At 57.8% G+C, this 21,662-nt stretch carries 16 protein-coding genes and 3 pseudogenes; 14 read left to right on the top strand and 5 right to left on the bottom strand.

The window, feature by feature from the left end; genetic code table 11:
- Positions 1-2: 2 nt before the first annotated feature.
- The 4 genes and pseudogenes from HX821_RS16905 to HX821_RS16890 form a co-directional block, all read left to right on the top strand.
- A complete protein-coding gene (locus HX821_RS16905) occupies positions 3-947 on the top strand; it encodes an alpha/beta fold hydrolase (protein ID WP_173406085.1) in 945 nt (314 codons plus the stop codon).
- Between the two features lie 47 nt (positions 948-994).
- Positions 995-2,047 (top strand): alpha/beta hydrolase, encoded by a 1,053-nt coding sequence (locus HX821_RS16900; RefSeq protein ID WP_008432604.1) that lies wholly within the window; start codon positions 995-997, stop codon positions 2,045-2,047.
- A gap of 81 nt (positions 2,048-2,128) precedes the next feature.
- On the top strand, positions 2,129-3,022 hold the full coding sequence (locus HX821_RS16895) for a LysR family transcriptional regulator (RefSeq protein WP_003209726.1): 894 nt from the start codon (positions 2,129-2,131) through the stop codon (positions 3,020-3,022).
- A 283-nt stretch (positions 3,023-3,305) separates the two neighbouring features.
- A pseudogene (locus HX821_RS16890) lies at positions 3,306-4,103 on the top strand (methyl-accepting chemotaxis protein); the annotation flags it as partial.
- Between the two features lie 141 nt (positions 4,104-4,244).
- Here the strand turns inward: HX821_RS16890 and yiaY are convergent.
- Positions 4,245-5,393: an L-threonine dehydrogenase gene (yiaY, locus tag HX821_RS16885; RefSeq protein WP_102368759.1), complete on the bottom strand. Its 1,149-nt coding sequence runs from the start codon at positions 5,391-5,393 to the stop codon at positions 4,245-4,247.
- Between the two features lie 328 nt (positions 5,394-5,721).
- Here yiaY and HX821_RS16880 point away from each other — a divergent pair.
- Positions 5,722-5,832, top strand: a pseudogene (locus HX821_RS16880) (YeeE/YedE family protein); the annotation flags it as partial.
- 91 nt (positions 5,833-5,923) lie between these two features.
- On the opposite strand, the gene HX821_RS16875 reads toward HX821_RS16880, so the two are convergent.
- Entirely contained in the window at positions 5,924-6,223 is a 300-nt protein-coding gene (locus HX821_RS16875) for a hypothetical protein (RefSeq protein WP_087694689.1), read from the bottom strand.
- A 452-nt stretch (positions 6,224-6,675) separates the two neighbouring features.
- Here HX821_RS16875 and HX821_RS16870 point away from each other — a divergent pair, with 452 nt between their 5' ends.
- The 7 genes and pseudogenes from HX821_RS16870 to HX821_RS16840 all read left to right on the top strand — a co-directional run bounded on the left by HX821_RS16870 (position 6,676) and on the right by HX821_RS16840 (position 15,776).
- A complete protein-coding gene (locus HX821_RS16870; protein WP_177036106.1) occupies positions 6,676-7,689 on the top strand; it encodes a hypothetical protein in 1,014 nt (337 codons plus the stop codon).
- Between the two features lie 304 nt (positions 7,690-7,993).
- Positions 7,994-8,441: pseudogene (locus HX821_RS16865) on the top strand (transposase); the annotation flags it as partial.
- A 396-nt stretch (positions 8,442-8,837) separates the two neighbouring features.
- The gene (locus HX821_RS16860; protein WP_177036105.1) at positions 8,838-9,338 is read left to right on the top strand and encodes a sigma-70 family RNA polymerase sigma factor; all 501 of its coding nucleotides are present in this window, start codon (positions 8,838-8,840) and stop codon (positions 9,336-9,338) included.
- Positions 9,338-10,285 (top strand): FecR domain-containing protein, encoded by a 948-nt coding sequence (locus HX821_RS16855; protein WP_256344178.1) that lies wholly within the window; start codon positions 9,338-9,340, stop codon positions 10,283-10,285. Before HX821_RS16860 ends, HX821_RS16855 begins: the two co-directional genes overlap by 1 nt.
- 113 nt (positions 10,286-10,398) lie before the next feature.
- Positions 10,399-12,807: a TonB-dependent siderophore receptor gene (locus HX821_RS16850; protein WP_371316414.1), complete on the top strand. Its 2,409-nt coding sequence runs from the start codon at positions 10,399-10,401 to the stop codon at positions 12,805-12,807.
- A gap of 286 nt (positions 12,808-13,093) precedes the next feature.
- The gene (locus HX821_RS31935; RefSeq protein WP_177036104.1) at positions 13,094-14,590 is read left to right on the top strand and encodes a methyl-accepting chemotaxis protein; all 1,497 of its coding nucleotides are present in this window, start codon (positions 13,094-13,096) and stop codon (positions 14,588-14,590) included.
- Positions 14,591-14,975: 385 nt separating this feature from the next.
- The gene (locus tag HX821_RS16840; RefSeq protein ID WP_177036103.1) at positions 14,976-15,776 is read left to right on the top strand and encodes a GNAT family N-acetyltransferase; all 801 of its coding nucleotides are present in this window, start codon (positions 14,976-14,978) and stop codon (positions 15,774-15,776) included.
- 102 nt (positions 15,777-15,878) lie between these two features.
- Here the strand turns inward: HX821_RS16840 and HX821_RS16835 are convergent, their stop codons facing one another.
- Positions 15,879-16,820, bottom strand: coding sequence for a LysR family transcriptional regulator (locus HX821_RS16835; protein WP_177036102.1), 942 nt, complete (start codon positions 16,818-16,820; stop codon positions 15,879-15,881).
- A gap of 98 nt (positions 16,821-16,918) precedes the next feature.
- Between HX821_RS16835 and HX821_RS16830 the strand changes: the two genes are divergently transcribed.
- Positions 16,919-18,118, top strand: a complete 1,200-nt coding sequence (locus HX821_RS16830; protein ID WP_177028431.1) for an MFS transporter — start codon at positions 16,919-16,921, stop codon at positions 18,116-18,118.
- Between the two features lie 435 nt (positions 18,119-18,553).
- On the opposite strand, the gene HX821_RS16825 is transcribed toward HX821_RS16830, so the two are convergent.
- Together HX821_RS16825 and HX821_RS16820 are read right to left on the bottom strand one after the other, a co-directional pair.
- The gene (locus HX821_RS16825) at positions 18,554-19,318 is read right to left on the bottom strand and encodes a sulfite exporter TauE/SafE family protein (protein WP_003210527.1); all 765 of its coding nucleotides are present in this window, start codon (positions 19,316-19,318) and stop codon (positions 18,554-18,556) included.
- Entirely contained in the window at positions 19,303-19,965 is a 663-nt protein-coding gene (locus tag HX821_RS16820) for an FMN-binding negative transcriptional regulator (protein ID WP_008432591.1), read from the bottom strand. The genes HX821_RS16825 and HX821_RS16820 overlap by 16 nt, the downstream gene beginning before the upstream one ends.
- On the opposite strand from HX821_RS16820, the gene HX821_RS16815 reads away from it, so the two are divergent.
- Positions 19,964-21,565, top strand: a complete 1,602-nt coding sequence (locus tag HX821_RS16815) for a PLP-dependent aminotransferase family protein (protein WP_008432589.1) — start codon at positions 19,964-19,966, stop codon at positions 21,563-21,565. The two genes, HX821_RS16820 and HX821_RS16815, sit on opposite strands and share 2 nt — an antisense overlap.
- Positions 21,566-21,662: the final 97 nt, after the last annotated feature.

Raw genomic sequence — 21,662 nt, 5'->3', positions numbered from 1 at the left:
CGATGACCACGGCACCGGGCACCTTCAACCCGCGCCAACCGATGACGCCCAACGGTCAGACCTACCACGGTGACCACGCCTACGCCTTCTATCAAATCCCGGTGGACGCGCGAAAACTGCCCATCGTCATGTGGCACGGCGCAGGTCAGTTTTCCAAGACCTGGGAAACCACCGCCGATGGTCGCGAGGGTTTTCAGAACATCTTTCTGCGCCGCCACTACGGCGTCTATCTGATCGATCAACCCCGGCGTGGTGATGCCGGGCGCAGCATGGTCGAGACTACCATCAAGCCTGTGCCGGACGAACAACTGTGGTTCAACCAGTTCCGTATCGGCCTTTGGCCCCGCTACTTCAACGGCGTGCAAGTGGCACAGGACGCCCAGACCCGCGAGCAGTTTTTCAGGGCTATGACACCGAACACCGGGCCGTTTGACATGGGCGTGGTCTCCGATGGTGTGTCGGCGCTGTTCGACAAAATCGGCCCCGGCATCCTGTTTACCCATTCTCAGGGCGGCGGGCCGGGCTGGTTGACGGCGATCAAGAACGACAAGGTCAAAGCCATCGTGGCGTTCGAACCGGGCAGCAGTTTCGTGTTTGCTGACGGTGAAGTGCCGGCGCCGATCCCCAGCGCGTTCGACACGGTGCAAGGCGCAGCGGTGCCGATGGAGCAATTCATGGCACTGACGCGCATTCCGATTCTGATCCTGTACGGCGACAACATCCCGGAACAGGCAGTCGATCTGCCCGCTCAGGACAGTTGGCGCGCACGCCTGAAAATGGCCCGGCTCTGGCGTGACGCGGTCAATCGCCATGGCGGTGATGTGCGACTGATACACCTGCCGGAGATTGGCATTCACGGCAATACCCATTTCCCCATGTCGGATCTGAACAACGTGCAGATCGCTGACCTGGTCGCGCAGTTCCTCAAAGAAAAACAGCTGGACTGACCCAAATACTTTCGCAACTGCCGTCCTTTTTTGCTCAGGAGCTTCACGTGAAGAACACCCTCAAAGCCACGTTCATGTCGGCATTGGTCGGCCTCTCGGCAGGCGAAGCCTTGGCCGCCGACTACAAGAAGAACCCATTCACCCTCGCCTACGACGGCGCGATCACCCGCAACGAACCGGGCAGGGTCAACATCCACCCGGTCAGCTATAAGCTCAACGGTCTGGACATCGCCGCCAACGTCTACACGCCTGCCAACTACGACGCGAAGAAGACCTACCCGACCGTGGTGGTTGCGCATCCAAATGGCGGCGTAAAGGAGCAAGTCGCCGGTCTGTATGCCCAGCGCCTCGCCGAACAGGGCTACATCACCATCACGGCCGATGCGGCCTATCAGGGCGCCAGCGGTGGTCAGCCGCGCAGCATCGATAAACCGGCGTATCGCATCGAAGACATTCACGGCATGGCCGATTTCATCAGCCAGTTCGCTGGCGTGGATGACAATCGTCTGGGCCTGCTCGGCATTTGTGGCGGCGGTGGTTATTCGTTGGCGGCGGCGCAAACCGACAAACGCTTCAAATCCCTGGCAACGGTGAGCATGTTCAACTCGGGTCGAGTACGCCGCAACGGCTACAGCGACTCGCAACTGGACAGCATCCAGCAACGTTTGCAACAGGCATCAGCAGCCCGCGCGCAAGAAGCAGCGGGGGGCGCGGTGCTGTATACGGGGGATGCCAACCTCACCGATGAGCAGACTGCCAAACTGCCTTTCGAACTGTATCGCCAAGGCTATGAGTACTACTGGAAAACCCACGCGCACCCGAACTCGACCTTCAAATACACCACCAGCAGCCTTATTGACCTGATGCGTTTCGACGCCACCGACCATATCGAGTTGATCAATCAACCGTTGCTGATGATCGCCGGCAGCAAGGCCGACAGCCTGTACATGACTCAGGATGCGTTTCCCAAAGCCGCCGGCACCACCGACAAGGAAGTGTTCATCATCGATGGCGCCACCCACATTGAAACCTACTGGGTGCCGCGTTATGTCGATGCGGCGATCGGCAAACTGACGGATTTTTACGCACGCACCTTGTGATCAGCGCGCCAAGGGTCGCACATCCGTGCGCGACCTGCTTTCATGGAATAATCACGCGCTCCTCATGAGAGGTTCTCATCAATGTCCCGCCCCAATCTCAACGACCTGCAAGCCTTCGTGGTCATCACCCGCGAAGGCAGTTTTACCCGTGCTGCCGCGCAACTGGGCGTTTCGCAGTCAGCGCTGAGCCACACTCTGCGGGCACTGGAAACCCGGCTGGGCGTGCGCTTGCTGACGCGGACTACGCGCAGTGTTTCACCAACGGAGGCGGGCCAACGCCTGTATCAAGCGATGGCGCCGCGCTTTGAAGAAATTGAACTGGAACTGGCTGCCGTCAGCGAGTTTCGCGACACCCCCGCCGGCAATGTACGGATTCAGGCGTCCGAGCATGCGGCGAACAATATTCTCTGGCCGAAGCTGCTGAAGGTGCTGCCCGACTACCCGGACATCAAGGTCGAAATCACCGTCGATTACGCCCTCGCCGACATCGTCGCGCAGCGCTATGACGCTGGTGTTCGACTGGGTGACCAGGTGGCCAAGGACATGATCGCCGTGCCGATCGGGCCATCGTTACGCATCGCCGTTGTCGGCTCACCGCAGTATTTCCAGCAGCGGCCTTACCCGATGGAACCGAGAGATCTGGCGGCGCACAACTGCATCAACCTGCGCCTGCCGACTCACGGCAGCCTGATGCAATGGGATTTCGAAAAGGATGGCCACGAACTCAAGGCCCGCGTCGAAGGCCAATGGACATTCAACAGCAGCGTGCCCATTCTGCGTGCGGCCGTGGCGGGATGTGGCTTGGCTTTCCTGCCAGAGGACATGGTGGCGAAGGAGCTTGCCGACGGTAGCCTTGTGCGGGTGTTGGAAGATTGGTGCCAACCCTTTGCCGGTTACCATCTCTACTACCCCAATCGCCGTGAACATTCGTCAGCGTTTGGCGTTGTAGTTGAGGCGTTACTCTACAAGAGCTGAGTCATCGACCTTCAAGGCGTCTGAATTTTTCCCGCCCCCTCAAACCGTGAATGAGCAGATGATTTTGATCGACTGCGTCGGGCGCGACCGGCTGCAAGCCGATTGCTGCCCCTCGTAACAAGCAGCTTCTGGCTTATCCCCCCTAAAGCCCCACCCAAAAACGCCGATAACCTCCTACCATCAATCAACCCCCGCTCCCCTACACCCGATTCGCTCCCCGCATGCTCGTATGGCACGTCGCATGCTTGCCTCACCCCGGCCCGTCCACATGGAGTACGAGTGAATGCCTGCCCAAGCCCGTTTCATCGAGCACTACCGCAAAGCCGACCGCATCATGCTCGCCCTGATCTGGCTGATGACCCTCTTCTCCCTGGGCCTGGCGTTCTGGCACGACACGCTGCTTCAAGCGCTCTTCATAGGCGCCGGCACCAGCGTGGTGCTGACCCTGGCCTATCGCGTCATCGGCGGCACCCGCCTGATGCGTTGCGCCCTTGGCGTTGGGCTGATGGTGATGGCGGCGTTGCACATCAACCAGGCCCAGGGTGTCATCGAATCGCACTTCGGTATCTTCGCGCTGCTGGCGGTGCTGACGTTCTACCGCGACTGGCTGCCTATCCTGGTGGCCGCCGTCACCATCGCGGTGCACCACGTGGTGTTTCATGCCTTGCAGCACCAGGGTTTCCCGGTGTTTGTGATGGAGCATCACGGCGGCTGGAGCATGATTTTCGTCCACGCGTTCTACGTGGTGATGGAGACGGTCGCCCTGCTCTACCTCGCGGTGCACAGCCAGACCGAAGCGGTAGAAAGCCAGGAAATGCTCGAAAAAATGCTCGCCGTCACCACGCAGTTCAGCGGTGAGGCCGTCAAGGGCAGTCCGGAAAAAGTGCATGTCTCCCTTGCCACCCGTTTCGATCACTTTCTGACCCAGATCACCGGCCTGATCGACGGCGTCGCCCGTGACTCCCACGGCCTCGGCCAACTCGGCCAGGAGCTGGCTCACGCCAGCGGCACCCTGGAAAAAGGCGCGCGCCACCAACTGGCGGAAATCGCCCAGATGACCGGTTCCATGCAGCGCATGGACTAATGGCCGACAGTAGCCGCTCATGACAGACCACTTCCAGCCAAGCCATTGAGCCACTTCGACCCTATCGATGAGTAAAACCAAAACACCCCGCACTTCAACCAAAGGCGGGGTGTTCTCTCTTACCTCACTTCACATCAATCACATCGCCGTGTGAAAAATCTGCTCAATCTCATCCTGATTGGCAGGACGCGGATTGGTAAAACCGCAGGCATCTTTCATGGCATTGGCTGCCAGTGTCGGAATATCGTCAGCCTTTACACCCAGCTCAACGAGCCCACTCGGAATCCCCACATCCGCAGACAGTTTACGGATGGCCGTGATAGCCGCCGCAGCGCCCTTCTCCGCATCCAGTTGCTGAGTCTCAACCCCCATCGCATGAGCGATATCCTTAAACCGGGCCGGACATACGCTGGCGTTGAAGCTCGACACATGGGGCAGCAGGATCGCGTTGCACACGCCGTGAGGCAGGTCGTAGAACCCGCCCAGTTGGTGCGCCATGGCGTGCACGTAACCCAGCGAAGCATTGTTGAAGGCCATGCCGGCAAGGAATTGCGCGTAGGCCATGTTTTCCCGGGCGGTCATGTTGTCACCCTGGGCAACGGCGGTGCGCAGGTTGGCCGAGATCAATTCGATGGCTTTGAGTGCACAGGCATCGGTGATCGGCGTGGCCGCCGTCGACACGTAGGCTTCGACGGCGTGGGTCAGTGCGTCCATGCCGGTGGCGGCGGTCAGGCCTTTGGGCATGGCGGCCATCAGCGAGGGGTCGTTGACGGATAACAGGGGGGTGACGTTGCGGTCTACGATGGCCATTTTCACGTGGCGGACTTCGTCGGTGATGATGCAGAAACGCGTCATTTCACTCGCCGTGCCGGCGGTGGTGTTGATGGCGATCAGTGGCATTTGTGGTTTGGCGGATTGGTCGACGCCTTCGTAGTCGCTGATGTGCCCACCGTTGGCGGCGCACAGGGCAATGCCTTTGGCGCAGTCATGGGGGGAACCGCCGCCCAGGGAAATAATGAAATCACAGTCGCTGCGGGCCAGCAGTTCCAGGCCCTTCTCCACGTTGCTGACGGTCGGATTCGGTTTGGCGCCGTCAAACAGGGTGGAGTCGATGTCTTGCTGGGCCAACAGGCCAGCGACCTTGGCCGCCACGCCGGCTTTGGCCAGGCCGGCATCGGTGACGATCAAGGCTTTGCGGAATCCGTACTTGCGGATTGCGAGCATCGCCTCGTCGAGGCTGCCAATGCCCATCATGTTCACGGAAGGAATGAAGAAGGTGCTACTCATGATAAATCCTCTTTTTATTATGGAGACACGGGAGTCAGTGAGGTTTTCTACTCATCTCGCAGGTGATGCGGCGCGTCTTGTTGTCATCGTTGACGATCACAAAGCTGAGCCTAAACCTATGGCGTCAGACCGAAATGGTCCTTTAGCGGGCATTGACACCTCCTTTAGTACTGGGAGCAGGGCTTCACCCATTCCATGGGGGGCGGCAGCAAAATCTGACTTGCGCAGACCCCGACCCGCCCGGATGGTTATGATGGTTCGCTGATCAACAGCCCTCACCGACTCTCCTGTGCAGGAACTGCAAAATGAGCATTGATTGGATCAAGTTGTCGCAGGTATCAGCGGCTTGCTGGGCAGCGTGATGCGGTTTGGCAGTGAGGGCTGGGGCGAGAAAGCGTTGTTTCTGCTTGGCCTGGTGATTGCGCCATTGCTGCGGGGGTAGGTCTTCATCGCCAGTGTTGTAGCGCGGGGCTTGCTCATCTAGCACAGGCCTTGGATTGACTCCCCATAAATGGCCGATACTCCTCTTCTTATTGATGAGTATCAGCCTCCTCAGCGGGGTAAAACTCGCCCTCCTTCCCCATTTTTTTCAGCCGTTCGCGCACAATTACCTCAACGCTGGCTACGGCGGTTTGATCGTCAGGGTTGACCAACTGCAAGCATAGGCGTTGGACATTCTGATCGTGGGTGCCCTCGCTCATCATCTCGTGGGTGAAGACCTGTTCGCCACGCCATAGGCATAGCTGGGTATGCGTCCCGCCAAGCCATATTTCGTTGATTGATCCAAGGTCGGTGGTCGCTAGTTGATCGACGGTGATTGTCTTATCCATTGCGCTGTACCTTACCCATGAGTAGATACAGGTAGACTTGCCGGCATAGCGGGTCGTTCCACGCGTTGGCAGTTCAACCGGGCTAATGGTGGTTAAGCACGTCCCGGTTAGAACCAGGACAATTGACGATTGAAGGCGGACAGTACGAGCCGAGAAGGGCAATCACATGACTGATCCTGCTGTTCCACATGCAAATGGCCGCGCTTGGATCAACTTTAATCTCACCTTCTCGGGCTGATACTGCCAGCTGAAAGATGGCGTGCAGCCTACGAAACGACCGGCTGCTATCGGCCAGAAGCAGCCAGTCAAAAGCGCCTAGGAAATCAGCGTCGATTCAAGATTCGTCGAGCACGGCCGACACAAAAGCATCAATAGACACTTCCCTGACAAGGAAACGATCACTAGATGCAGGCTTGGCAACCATGTGTTTGGCCAACAAGGAGCGTTACCCAATGCTAGATCTTATTTACATCGTAGAAGATCATTTCGCCTCAGATACCTCCCAGCAAAATGACAGCGGCTACACCCCAAACTTCACACTTTCTGGCCAAAATACAACACCGCAGACTGGAAAAACTGCATATTCCGGCGTAGCGGTAGCTACGGCCGCGGCGGCCGCAGCATCGTCATTCCTCATTCCTATTCTGCCTATTTCTATGATTATTGGCGCAGCGGCTACCGCTGCCGGTGTTGCAGGCGCGGGTGCATCACTAATCGCCAAAGATCGCAGCTCCACAACCGATGAATCAGCCACAGCTCTAGCCATAGCCGAAGAAACACGTTTGCTCACTGCTTACGTACAACGCCATTCGCTTTCCCGCACCCAAGCCAGAGAGTCTGACTATCGTTTCCAGCCAGGGCACCCAGTCGTTGGAAAGGCTTACCGCAAACACCCACTGTCCGACTACTCGAACCCGGATAACAAGAACCTCTACATTCCCAGCGATAGCTACGATGCAATCCTGCTGGAGGAGCGCGAATCGGAACTGGTCAAGCTACTGGTTCAACTTGGAGCGACCAAAATCCGCATCACCAAGAAAGTATCCGATAAAACCCGCAGTTCCATCAGCGCAGAAGCATCCGTGCAAGTTGGCCCTATGGGTGGCGGTGCAGTCAGTTACGCAGGTAAAACTGAATGCGATACTGATTCACTCGATACACGTGAATTCTCGTTAACCGGCAAGCCTTGGAAAGCAGATAGCAAAGTCGATCGTGAGAACTTCTTTTGGCTGTCGTATGAGCCTTCGTGGAAGGCGGTCGTGTTTGCACGCGAAGTGGGCGGTTGTCTGACTGCGTCCCTAGAGATTAAAGAAAACACGTCATTCTCCACAGACAAAAATTTGGAACTGTCAGTCAAGGCAAAGCTAGTAGAGGTTGGTGCGCAGGCCGGCATATCGAATCTCGAAACCGGAGAAAAAACATATTTTGTGAAAGCAGAGTTCGCACCGGTAAGCCACAGCGCTTGACCAAAACCAAGCGATTTAGCATTGCGAGTAAGCAGGAAGGAGTGCTCTTTACAGAGGCACTCCTTTTTTATTTGGCAATCATCGCCGATTCAGGGAGTCGTGGCCGACTGCACATCAAAATACTGACTGCTGATGGCAACTCGCGAATGACCACTTTTGGCCGATTTTTGCCTGGCGCGACAGACCGAAATCGGCCGATTCTGTTGAAAAAGTAGGTCTCCTGTCGATCTATAACGCGAGACCAGCTTAAGCAGGTTGGCTAGAAAGCGCCCCCTTGAGAACCTTAGAAACCAGTATCATCCGATTCCACTGGAATGACGAGGCTTAGGAATACTCCTGCCCGGCCGGCAACCCATTGCGCAGCGAGTGGCGAGCCTTCAAAAATGAGCGCTCACACGTCACCAAAGCCAACATCATCATCTTCCGATCCAGACAGACCGACTGCGCGACGTGTCCGATGAAAGCCAAGTGCTGCCCGAACACTGCGTTTTCGTAAGATCGCCCGCAGCGTCCATGAAGCTGCTCGGGATGCGGACCTGCGAATTGCAGCAACGCCGGCGTATCAGCGCTCTCGCCACGAACTTAAAAAGGTCGAAATGTTGTTTACCCACCTCAAGCGCATCCCTACATTGGATCGCTTGCGACTACGTGGCATGAGTGGCGCGACAGATGAATTCACGCTGACCGCTGCGGTGCAGAACCTACGACGGCTGGCCAAATTTTCATCTCAAGGGCCACCATTCACGGAATAGTTGCGCCTGCACCAAGCAAAAAACCTCGAATTAACCAAATAACTGAGCAGCAAAAGTCACCGATGGGCCGAAAAACCACTCAATGTGGTGAGTAGGCTCTCCAGTGGTGGTCGTGCCTGAGTTTAGGCGATCTGAAAATCCGACTGTTTTCAACAGAATCGGCCAATTGCAGCCAGTCGAAACTCGGCTGAAATCGGCCCGGATTTGAGAAATCCGAGCCGATTCAAAACATCAGACAGATTATTCTCCGCAAGGGGAAATCACCTTGTTTCCAAAGCTAAACAAATCTCTTGAACTCTCTATGAGCCTTCACCAGCCTTAGAAAAGACACTTGCATAAACAGCTTGCCATGACGACAATGAGATCGATTAGCATTTACTCATCGGTGACACTATCATGTCGGCGCTTGATCATTCAGTTCTCGATCGGCTCTATAGCGAACACAACAGTTGGCTGAAGGGCTGGTTACGAGTCCGGCTGGGCAATGCCGCCGATGCTTCGGACTTGGCCCAGGACACATTCCTGCGAGTCATGACCGCTCGCCATGACACCCCAATCCGCGAGCCGCGGGGTTACCTCAGCGCCATTGCGCGCTCCCTGTTGATCGATAAATCCCGCCGCCGCACCATTGAGCAGGCGTACCTGCATGCCTTGGCCCAGCGACCTGAACCCGTAGATGTTTCGCCAGAAATACGTTTGTCCATCATCGAAATGCTGATCGCGGTCGATAGCCTACTCGACGAATTGGGTGCCAGGACTCGGGAGATATTCCTGGCGGTCCAGCTTGAAGGGCTAAGCTATGTTGCAACGGCTGAACGTTTCGGCGTCTCGGTCACCACGGTCAAAAATCATTTAATTCGCGCCATGACCCGGTGCCTTTTGCTGGTCGAAAGCTGATGCCTTCCTCCCTGGACCTCAAGATACTTGAAGCTGCCGCCACCTGGTACGTGCAACTCAATGACGGGACGGTCAACGAGGCAAGAACCCAAGCCTGGAACATCTGGATGCAATCCAGCCCACAGCACGCTGCGGCTTGGGCGCGCGTCGAAACGCTGCAACAACAATGGAAAATGGTGCCCAAACAAGCGGCCCTATCCAGCCTCAGCGCAGCAAAAATACAACGTCGTGATGTGCTGAAAATACTTGGCATGCTAGTGGCCGTTGGCGGATGTACGTGGCTGGCAGTTGAGCAAGTTCCGTATCGTTCAATGCTCGCTCAACAGCGTACGAGTATCCGTGAGCGTCGCTCGCTACGCCTGGACGATGGCTCACAACTGGAACTGAACGCGGATACTGCATTGGATATCCGCTTCGACTCAAAGCAGCGGTTGATCCAGTTGTACCGTGGTGAAATTCTTGTCAAGACCGCCCAGGATCCCACTCAGCGCCCATTTATCGTTCAGACTGGCGAAGGTCGGGTACGTGCGCTCGGCACCTGGTTTAGCGTCCGTCAACTGACCGAACAAACGCGTGTTGGAGTACTGCAAGCCGCTGTTGAAGTAAGTCCGCTCCAGCATGTTGAACGCACTCTGCGCCTCGATGCTGGAAAGCAAGTCACCTTTGACCGCGATGAAGTCGATGCCGCCAGTCTTTTACCCCCGGGCTCGACCGCTTGGGTACAGGGCATGCTGAGCGTGAATGACTGGCGGCTGGGCGATTTCATCGAAGAGTTGGGACGCTATCGCCCTGGCGTACTGCGGTGCGCTGCATCGGTTCAGGGGCTTAGCATCTCAGGGGCGTTCCGCATAGATGATACGGATACCGTGCTGGAAAACCTGAGCCAAGCCTTACCGGTGAGAGTGCGCTACCTGACGCGCTATTGGGCTAGCATCGAACCGGCATGAGTTCGATTTGAAAATGTTTGACGAGTCACCTTGCTGATTTTGATTCTCATCCGTCAATGACACAAGCCGCGATGACAGCGACTCTCTGCCATGACTACGAAAGGATCAACGAAATGCCCCTGCTTCCCCCCTATGCAAAGACTTCAATGACCCGTCCGGTTCGCTTGGCCCTCTTTGGACTGAGCCTCGCGAGTCTGTCGGGGCCGGCGCTAATGTCCACGCCAGTATTGGCGCAGAGCCAGACGTCCTACCAGATCGCTTCAGGTCTGCTCGGCACTGCCCTGATCCAGTTCGGAGTGCAAGCGGGCGTGACTATTTCATTTGATACCGAGCAAACCCGCCGTCTGACTACAACGGGCCTGGCTGGCGTGTACAGCGTCGAGGAGGGACTGATGCGCTTGTTGGCGAACAGCGGGTTACAAGCGCAGCGTCAGAGCAATGGTGGATACGTGTTAATCCCTGCCAATAACGGAACAACGGTGGTGCTTGGCGCGACGAGTGTCACGGGCCAATCGCTGGGAGCAACGACAGAGGGGAGCGGATCGTACACCACCGGTTCCATGAGCACTGCGACCAAACTGTCGACCTCCATGCGCGAGACGCCGCAGTCGGTCACGGTGATCACCCGCCAGCGCATGGATGACCAGAACATGCAGTCCCTGGAGGATATTTCGACTTATACCCCAGGCCTGACCATGCGCAAGACCGGCGGTGAACGCCCGGAGTTCTACTCCCGCGGATCCGCCATCGACAACATCATGATTGACGGCCTGCCCGTCGCGTATGACAGCGACACCCTCGGCACCTCGACACTGGCGATGTTCGACCGGGTGGAAGTGGTACGCGGTGCATCGGGACTGATGATCGGTGCCGGCAACCCGTCCGGCACCCTCAACCTGATCCGCAAACGCCCCACCGTCGAGCCGCAAGTGTCGGTCACCCTGGGTGCCGGTTCGTGGGACAACTACCGCACCGAAATCGATGCCAGCAGCGCCCTCAATTCCAGCGGTTCGATCAGGGGCCGCGTGGTCGGTGCCTTCCAGGACAAAGACAGCTTTACCGATGGCTACAGCAGCAAGCGCCAATTGTTGTACGGCATCACCGAGTTTGACCTGAGCGAAGCCACTACCCTGACCCTTGGAGCGTATTACAACCGTGAGGACAACCCGGGTGCCGACTGGTCAGGCATTCCGACCCGTGCCGATGGCACGTTCCTGCCGATATCCCGTTCGACGCGCATGAGCCCGAACTGGACCTACTGGAACAAGAAAAACACCAGCGCATTTGCCGAAATTGAGCACCGCTTCGACAACGACTGGAAACTGCGCCTGAATACCACGTGGCTGCGAGGCGATCTGGACATGCTGGGCACCAGTTTCTATCGACTGGACTCCAGTGCGGATCAGTTGAACCTGAACGTGGGCCGCTACACCTACCAGCACACGCAAAAAAGCGTCGACGGCTACGTGTCCGGCCCCTTCACCCTGTTTGGTGCGACCCACGAACTGGTGCTCGGGGGCAGTTATCGCAATGATAAAACCGACGATGGCCCCGGCGGTGGTTTCCTCAACGACCCGAACATCGTGCTCGACCCGTCAAACTTCGACTATCACGGCGTAGAGAAACCGGCCATCAACTACAACTGGTCGCGCAAGGGCAAGGTCGATCAATACAGCACCTACGCCACCGTACGCTTCCATCTGCGCGACGACCTGAAACTGATCCTCGGTTCACGCCTGGACTGGTACGAATACGAACAGAACACTATTTCCGGCGAATACACATTCGGCGCCGACTACAAGGCGACGCGGGAATACACTCCCTATGCCGGCCTGATCTACGACATCAACGATACCTACTCGGTGTACACCAGCTGGACCAGAATCTTCCAGCCGCAAGCCAACGTGGACTTCCAGGGCAGCCTGCTGCCGCCGGTCACCGGTACCAACCGTGAAGTCGGGATCAAGGGCGAGTACTTTGACGGCGCGTTGAACGCCAGCCTGGCCTACTTCCAGTTGAACCAGGAAAACCTCGCCCAAGGGCTTGATGCCTGTGCACCGGGTGTTGCTTCCTGCTCCGTGGCCTCCGGCGAAGTGGAAACCAAAGGCGTCGACCTTGAACTGCAAGGCATGCTTGCCCGTGGCTGGCAGGCCTCGGCCGGTTACACCTATGCCGGTGCCAAAAACGTCAAGGGCGGCAGCGGTCGCTTCGACAGCGACACGCCATACAACCTGCTCAAGCTGTCCACCACTTATCAATTGCCGGGCGATCTCGAAAAATGGTCGATCGGCGGTTCATTCCGTAGCCAGAGCAGCACATACACAACCTACGGCGTGTCTCAGGGCGGCTACAGCATCGTCGACCTGATGACCGGCTATAACGTGAACAAAAACCTCAAGGTGCAAGCCAACCTGAACAACGTGTTCGACAAGCACTACTACCAGAGCATCAGTAACCCGGCGGGCGCAAACATCTTCGGCGACCCGCGTAACGTGGCCGTGACCATGAAGTGGAGCATGTAAGCCACATATTCTGAGAATGACAACATCCTGCTAGGGTAGGTGTTGTCGTTCAGGACGTTGAGTCGCCCCGGATCTTTCAGATCATGATCGACGGCTTTTGGCCGATTGCAGCCCCTCGTAACAAGCAGCTTCTGGCTTATCCCCCCTAAAGCCCCACCCAACACCGCCGATAACCTCCTACCATCAATCAACCCCCGCTCCCCTACACCCGATTCGCTCCCCGCATGCTCGTATGGCACGTCGCATGCTTGCCTCACCCCGGCCCGTCCACATGGAGTACGAGTGAATGCCTGTCCAAGCCCGTTTCATCGAGCACTACCGCAAAGCCGACCGCATCATGCTCGCCCTGATCTGGCTGATGACCCTCTTCTCCCTCGGCCTGGCGTTCTGGCACGACACGCTGCTTCAAGCGCTCTTCATAGGCGGCGGCACCAGCGTGGTGCTGACCCTGGCCTATCGCGTCATCGGCGGCACGCGCCTGATGCGTTGCGCCCTTGGCGTCGGCCTGATGGTCATGGCGGCGCTGCACATCAACCAGGCCCAGGGTGTCATCGAATCGCATTTCGGTATCTTCGCGCTGCTGGCGGTGCTGACGTTCTACCGCGACTGGCTGCCTATCCTGGTGGCCGCCGTCACCATCGCGGTCCACCACGTGGTGTTTCATGCGTTGCAGCATCAGGGTTTCCCGGTGTTTGTGATGGAGCATCACGGCGGCTGGAGCATGATTTTCATCCACGCGTTCTACGTGGTGATGGAGACGGTCGCCCTGCTCTACCTCGCGGTGCACAGCCAGACAGAAGCGGTAGAAAGCCAGGAAATGCTCGAAAAAATGCTCGCCGTCACCACGCAGTTCAGCGGTGAGGCCGTCAAGGGCAGTCCGGAAAAAGTGCATGTCTCCCTTGCCACCCGTTTCGATCACTTTCTGACCCAGATCACCGGCCTGATCGACGGCGTCGCCCGCGACTCCCACGGCCTCGGCCAACTCGGCCAGGAGCTGGCTCACGCCAGCGGCACCCTGGAAAAAGGCGCGCGCCACCAACTGGCGGAAATCGCCCAGATGACCGGTTCCATGCAGCGCATGGAAGATGCCATGGGCCATATCGCCGTGCACGTGGAGCATGCCGTCGAGCACGCGGGGCAAGCCAGCCAGCAGATCATCCGTGGCCAGGAAAGCGTCGGCCGTGCCCAGCTGGAAATCACTCAGCTCGCCACCCGCCTCCACGACACTAACGAGACGGTCGAAGGGCTGGCCGTGCAGGCCGAACAAATCGGCTCGGTGCTGGAGGTGATCAACAGCATCGCCAACCAGACCAACCTGCTGGCCCTCAACGCCGCCATCGAAGCCGCCCGCGCGGGTGAGCAAGGGCGCGGGTTTGCCGTGGTCGCCGATGAGGTCCGCAGCCTGGCGCAACGCACGGCGGTGTCGACCCAGGAGATCAAGACGATTATTGAAGGGTTGCAACACGGCAGCCGGCAAGCGGTAGAGGCCATGCACGACAGTCGCCAGGGCGTGGAGCGCTGCGTGGAGGACAGCCAATTGGCGGTGGAGATGCTGCGGGCGGTGGGCAATGATATTTCGCAGATCGACCAGTTGAATGGGCGGATTGTGTCGACCACCCGTGAGCAATCCACGGCGAATGTGGAGATTGTCGGGCGGCTGCAGTCGGTGCAGAGCATCGCGCAGAATACGGCGCAGGATGTGGAGACGCTGGCCAGGAGCAGTGAGCGGTTACCGCCGATTGCGGTACGGCTGGATGCGCTGGGGCGCCGGTTTCATCAGTGAGTGGGAGCATTGGCCGGTGCTCGATTCAAGCGCTGCTTCTGACGCGGATGGATAGTCCAGGCGTGAGCGTCGCTACGGGCAGATCGGGTTTCAATCAAATGAATCGGGCCCTTTCTGCTCCTTTATTTGGACGTGGCGTGTTCATTTTGAGCGTGGGCCGGATAACGCATAGCGGCTTGCCTCTTCCATCAAGTCATCGCACATCGGATTGGCTTTGAGCATGTACGCAGCCGGGTCGATTATCGACAAGCCAAGCGATGTCTCTTCTGTGGCAGATGCCCAAACTTCTCCCATTGGCCCGACAATCTATTTCACTGCCCTCCCAGGTGCGTAGGGGTTGATTTACCGCTACCTTCCCTGGAAATCTTGCAAAGAGACGATGCACATGGATGTTGAATGGGCGCATGCCATCGAAGCCGCAGAAAGCGAGTACTTGTGTTCCCGCGTTGAGAGCTTGTCGCGGGTTAGTGGAAATCCTTTTGGTGCTCGTGTGTTTTTCAATGGGGCCTTTCCGTGCTTTCAGGTGAAGGCAACACCTAGCCCGATGTTCAATCGTATCTACGGTGACAGCACCGGCAACCCCCTTTCACTGCTGAGCTTGCTCAAGGAGTCAGCGGAGTATTCAACAGTAACGCCCCTTATCGGGAAAGCCTCGACGTTGGAGCAATTCGCTTTTGTGGGTGAGGAGCGATTCGAGCGTTTGAGGGGGTGGACGCATCTGCAGCTTGCGTGCCCCATCGAGGATGCGGTGTTGACCCCCCAATTATTCAACATCGAAGAGGCCACTTCAGACTCTCTCCCGGAGTTCGCGGCAGTTCATGCGAGTGGCTTTCATACCAAGCCAGAGCATCGTCAGTTGAGCCAGGCTTGTTTTGCAGGACTGATGTCGAATGAACGCCTGAAAATCTACGTCCTTAAAGCTGATGGGCAAGTCGTTGCAGGCGCGTTGATGTACCTGGCCAGCAATGGCGTTGCCTACCTGGGCACGGCTGCCACTCGAAAAAATGCACGAGGCTTGGGCTATCATGGAGCGCTGATATCTCACCGGATAGAGCAAGCAAAGAAGCACGGCAGCCTGGTGATTGCTGCAACTGCGCTTCCAAGTTCACAGAGTCGCCGTAATTTGCAGCGCATTGGGCTGGCGGCGTCTCATGCTCAGGCGCTGTACCGCTTGGCAGATGGTTGAAACAGATTCGTAATCTACCTTCCGCTTGTGCGAACGGTAGATGTAAAAAGCTGCTGCGCCTATGGCGAAAATGGTAAGTCAGCCAGAGCTGTTCATATTCATTTAAAACCTCGGCACATCGACGTCGCGCAGAAGTTCCTCGGTGGCACATTTGAAACGCTCCACCAGAAAGTCCAACAGGACCCGCACTCTGGCAATTCGGTACCGATTGCCATGCAGCACCGCAAACACCCCAGCTTCTGCTACGCAATAGTCAGGCAGCAGCACCTTCAACCGCCCGGCACGGATATCCGCTGCTGCGTCCCAAATGGTCTTGCGTGCAATGCCATGACCGGCCAATGCCCAAGCACGTGCCACGGCGCCATCGTTGGTTTCCCAGGCGCTTTCCAATGGCACACTGTGGTTCCATGTCTGGCCGTCCACCCTGAAATGAAAGGTGTTTAAAGGACCCGCCGGAGTCACCAGCAGAATAAATTTATGCCCGGTGAGCTCGGCCGGCGTCTGCGGCTCGCCGTGGCTCGCCAGGTAGTCCGGCGAGGCACAAAGCACCCGCCAGTTGGGTGCCAGTTGCCGGGCGATCAACGAGCTATCACGCAGTGGGCCGAAACGAATGGCTAGGTCGACATCGTCCTGTACCAGGTTAGACATAGCGTCCGACAAGGTCAGCGCCACCTTCAACTGCGGATGCTGCGCGCAAAAGGTCTCGAGCCAGTCATTAAGCAGATGACGGCCAAAGTCAGTAGAGGCAGACAGACGGACTTTACCGCGTACTTCCTGCTGACTCGCCTGCAACCCCGCCTCCGCCTCATCAATGGCGCGCAAGGCGACCCAGCATTGCTGCAGATAGAACCGGCCTTCATCAGTCAGGCGCAGTTGACGGGTTGTGCGATCAAACAAGCGGGTATGCAGCGCCGCCTCCAACTTGAGTAACCGTGCGCTGGCCGCCGCCGGCGACAACCCCAACTTGCGTCCAGCGGCTGAAAGACTGCCGAGGTCGGCAGCCTCAACGAACAAGCGCATGTCCCCCAATCGATCAGTGGCCATCTTCAATCCAGATTTGATTAAGCATCAAATTCTAGACCAATTATCAAATCACAGACACTTCATCACAATCAGGCCTCACCTGTTTTTCGAGCAAGCTCATGAACCGCGAAGAATCGATTCAACCCACCCCCCCGCCGTCCTCAGAACTACCTATCACTGGCTTACTGGCCCTGACCACCGCGAGTTTTATCGCCACTGCCAACGAGAGCGTACCCGCCGGCCTGTTGCCACACATCTCCGACACGTTTGAGGTTTCCCAGGCATGGGCGGGGCAATGGGTCACCGCGTGTGCCCTCGGTTCCGGGCTGGCGGCCGTTCCCTTGACCTTGGCCTTGCAAGGTTGGCCACGGCGCCTTGTGTTATTACTGACAGTGGGGGTGTTCTGTTTGTGCAACGCGGTAACTGCCTTGTCGCCGTATTTTGCCCTCACCCTGGTCGCGCGCCTGATCGTCGGGGTCGCCACTGGTGTGGCGTGGAGCCTGTTGGCCGGTTATGCGCGACGCATGGTCGCCGCGCCCTTGCAAGGCCGCGCGATGGCAGTGGCTATGCTGGGTATCCCCGTCGCCTTGGCGTTGGGCGTACCACTGAGTGCCTGGCTGGGTGAACAGATCGGTTGGCGCAATGTGTTCGGGCTGCTAGCGGCGTTGAGCCTGGCGCTGATGGTTTGGATTCGGCTGAATGTCCCTGACTTTGCCGGGCAACGGGCTGGTCAGCGCTTGTCCCTGGGCCATGTTTTGTCCAGGCCAGGCGTGCGACCGGTGCTGACGGTAGTTATGCTGTGGATCATGGCTCATTACATGCTCTACACCTATATTGCGGCATTCCTGGCATCGGTCGGGTTGGATGGACAGGTCGAGCAGGCATTGCTTGCGTTCGGCATTGCGGCTCTCGTGGGTATCTGGCTCACCGGGCTATTGATTGACCGCTGGCTGCGGCGGTTGGTGCTGTTGAGCCTGGCCGGGTTTGCGCTGGTATCGCTGGCATTGGCGTTGGGTGGCTTGCCTGCCATAGCGGTTTATCTGGCGATGGCTGCCTGGGGCCTGAGTTACAGCGGTGCACCGACCCTGCTACAGACAGCTTTGGCGAATGCTGCTGCCGACGGTGCCGATGTGGCTCAGTCGATGCTGGTGACCGTGCTGAACCTCGCGTTTGCGGGCAGTGCCGTAGTGGGCGGTGTACTGCTTGAGACGACAGGCGTGGGATCGATCCCCTGGGCAACCTTGGGATTGGTGCTGCTGGCCTGGTTGGTTGTTAAGGTGGGTGGCCAAGCTGGGTTCAGGAGCTTGTCCAAGCCCTGACCGGTTTTACTGCCGCTTAGTCCGAATTCGGCTCAGCCAAAATGCAGGCAAGCCAGTTCACACAAATGCTGTGTGATGCCTTCCTCGGAGTGTTCCGGAGCTGCAATCAACAGCATCTCCGAGGCACTCGATGAGGCTCAAGCGACGGCACGCAATGCCGGTGATATTACGCCGCCGCTCAATCTCAACTTCGTCACTCTAAGCAGCTCGATTAAATTGTTCGGAGCGCCGTCTGAGTATCTGCGTCCAGTTCAGATGCTCGGTTACTACCCTGACGAAGTCCTCAAGCGCTAATTTTAGCTCGATGAAGCACGCCTAGCCGAGCAGAGCATCCTAGTGTCACAGGCCATTTGAACGGCCTCTGACTGCTAACATTCCGTTGGCAGCCAGTCGGATAATGGCCGTAACGTTGGGCCTCATAGTGGTGAGGCATTTTCAGACGATATAGCCACTTATGCCGTCCCACAGAAGTTTTACCGCCGTGACTACGAGCAGGCAGTAGCAGGCAAGGTACATCTGGCGTTGATCCAGCTTGGTGTGCAGTCGCCAGCCCAGCCAGACACCACTTGGAACTGCTAACAGGCAGATGACCATCAGGCTTAGCACGTTACCGGTGGGCCTGGCTAACAGCAGCCAAGGCACTGCCTTGAGCAGATTGCCTACGGTAAAGAACATGCTGGTGGTGCCGGCGTAGGTTTTCTTGCTTAGACCGAGCGGCAACAGGTACATCGCTAATGGTGGCCCACCAGAATGCGCGACCATAGTCGTGATCCCAGAGGTGACGCCTGCGGACACCGCCTTGAGCGATGAGCGCTGGCTGACCCTGATTTCCCCACCGGTTTTGAACCAGAGGCCGACAAAAATCAGGGTAACCGCCGCCATCACTAACGCGACTGCGCGGTGATCCATGACGCGAAAGAGTAGATAGCCGACACCGATGCCGACAATCAGACCTGGTAACAACAGCACCAAGTCGGGTTTAGACCAAGTGGATGGCTTCCAGTAACGCAGGCCGAACAGGTCCATCGCGATAAACAACGGCGCTAGCAGTCCGCCGGCTGTGAGCGGATCCATCACCAGCGACAGCAGCGGAATGCCGACAATGGAGAAGCCTCCACCGAAAGCACCTTTCATAAAGCAGATCAAAAAAACTCCGGCGAAGGTCACCAGAATCGTGGTGGTGGTCAACTCAAGGTCCACGGTGCTGCCCCCTGATCCGGCTGCTCAAGGTTGGCCAGCATTATCGAAGAAAGCTCAACGTGCCCGCGCTCGCGCAAGTGCGCGATCGCAGACAAGCGATCAGCGTGCGACTTGTTTTGATTGAGCTTGCGCTTGCATTCAACGCACTGCATTTCGATCTCGATACCGACAACTCTCGACACCATCTCGTCCAGATATTCACGCGGCGCATCGCCCATCTTCCAGGGCTTGATCTCCTTGGACTCCTGGTGGCGAGTCAGCTGGGCCAGGGTGCGGCGCAGGAGCTTTTCTTCCGACATCACGCGCATGACGCCATGCACATGCACCACCTCGTAGTTCCATGTGGGAACCTGGCGATGCGTTTCGTGCTTGGACGCATACCAGTTGGGCGAAATGTAGCCTTCTGCCCCCCTGAAGATCACCATGACAGGCGTGCCGCCGGCGCAACGTTGCCACACAGGATTGGCGCGGGCCACATGAGCGGTCAGCAACCCGTATGTTCCGTGGCCGGTATCGAGTTCAAAGGGAATGTGGTCCGCATCCATGCCGGATTCACCCTCAGTCACGAGGATGCCCAGCGGATTGTCGCGGATAATTCGGTGCAACTGTTCCGGGCGGTGCTCTGCGAAGTGTTCGGGAATGTACATGGGATTTCACTACGGATTGTTGGGAGTCCATAATGTCGACCACGACCTGCATCATCGAAAGTGCCAGTTTCGAGGTTTTTCCATGGGCCAGTTTTCAGCCAATCCGGATGCATTTTCCCGCGGCGCGCAACGTCGGATCTATGCCAGGCTGCGCGCGCAGATAGAAGACGGCACGCTTGCCGCCGGCACGAGGCTCATGTCGACGCGGGCAATCGCGGCCGAACTCGGCGTGTCGCGAACCACGGTAACGGCGGCTTACGAGCAACTGGCGGCCGAAGGCTTTGTCCTGACATCAGTGGGCAAGGCCGCCACGGTAGCGAGCATAATCAGCACTCAATCCGGGCATGCCCAAGGGGACTCGGCGCAGCAAAAGGAACTGCCGCCAGTGCTTTCCCTTTACGGGCAACGAGTGGCCATCATGAAGCCGTACAACATGGCGTCACCCCAAGCCCGCATCGATTTCAGGTACGGCTCGGTCGCTACCAGGGATTTTCCGGCGCTGGGTTGGCAGCGCGCCTACCGTTCCGAACTAGTCAAGCGTCAACCGAGCCTCGCTTACGGCCACCCCGAAGGGGAAGAGCGCTTGCGCAATGCGCTGCAAGGTTATCTGCGACGCGCACGCGGTCTGGCGTGCGATGCGGATCAAATACTCGTCGTGCATGGCTCGCAGCAAGGACTTGACCTGTGCGCCCGGCTTTTGCTGAACCCGCAAGATGCATTCGTCTTCGAAGAGCCTGGCTACCGCATGGCCAGATATTGCTTTGAGGCCACGGGCGCGACGGCGTTGCCCATACCCGTCGATGCCTCTGGACTGGATACCAGTGCTCTGCCGGAAGGTGATCGCGTGCGCCTGGCCTTTGTCACTCCGTCGCACCAGTTTCCCATGGGGGCGGTGCTTCCTGTCGCACGTCGCCTCGAACTGCTGAGTTGGGCGAGGCGGCATCGTGCGTGGATCATTGAGGACGATTACGGCGGCGAGTTTCGCTATGGCCAGCGGCCCATCGACGCACTGCAATCCATGGACGCAGATGCTCGCGTCATTTATGTCGGAACGTTCTCCAAGGCACTCTCACCGCAACTCAGGTTGGGTTATCTGGTTCTTCCACGCGAGTTGGTTCACGTTTTCCGTGAAGCAAAACGGCTGACCGATCGACACTCACCGCGCTGGGAGCAAAACGTGCTCGCCTCATTGATCGAAAGTGGAACCTATGAGCGTCACGTTCGCCGCCTGCGGCGGGAAAATGAACTGCGGCGAAGGGCATTACTGGAGGCTTTTGAACAGCATCTGGCGGAATATGGGCAACTGGCCGGCATGGCGGCGGGCTTACACGGCGTATTAACGCTACCCGCGCTTCGCGCTCAGGATGAGCCGACGTTGCAGGCGATAGCGCTCGAACGCGGGGTTGGCGTATATCCGCTTTCGCCGCTGTTTGCCGAACCCACGTCGGTAGAATACGAGCGACCGGCAGGGCTCATTTTGGGCTATGCCGGCCTGACAACGCAGCAGATTCATGAAGGGATCGGCATTCTTGGCACGGTGGTTCGGGAGGTTGAAGAGCTTGGGGCTCGGTCCGGATCAGTGGATGACTATGTCATCTAATATGCGGCTCGAACACGAGCAAATTTACAAGGTAGAGATAAGGCGAATAAGAAAAAGTGGTCGGCTTGAGTGACTGCTAAGGGTGGAAAATGGTTCT

This window comes from Pseudomonas sp. B6001 (assembly GCF_013386015.1).
Classification (GTDB): domain Bacteria; phylum Pseudomonadota; class Gammaproteobacteria; order Pseudomonadales; family Pseudomonadaceae; genus Aquipseudomonas.
This window is presented reverse-complemented; position numbering and strand designations above follow the sequence as displayed.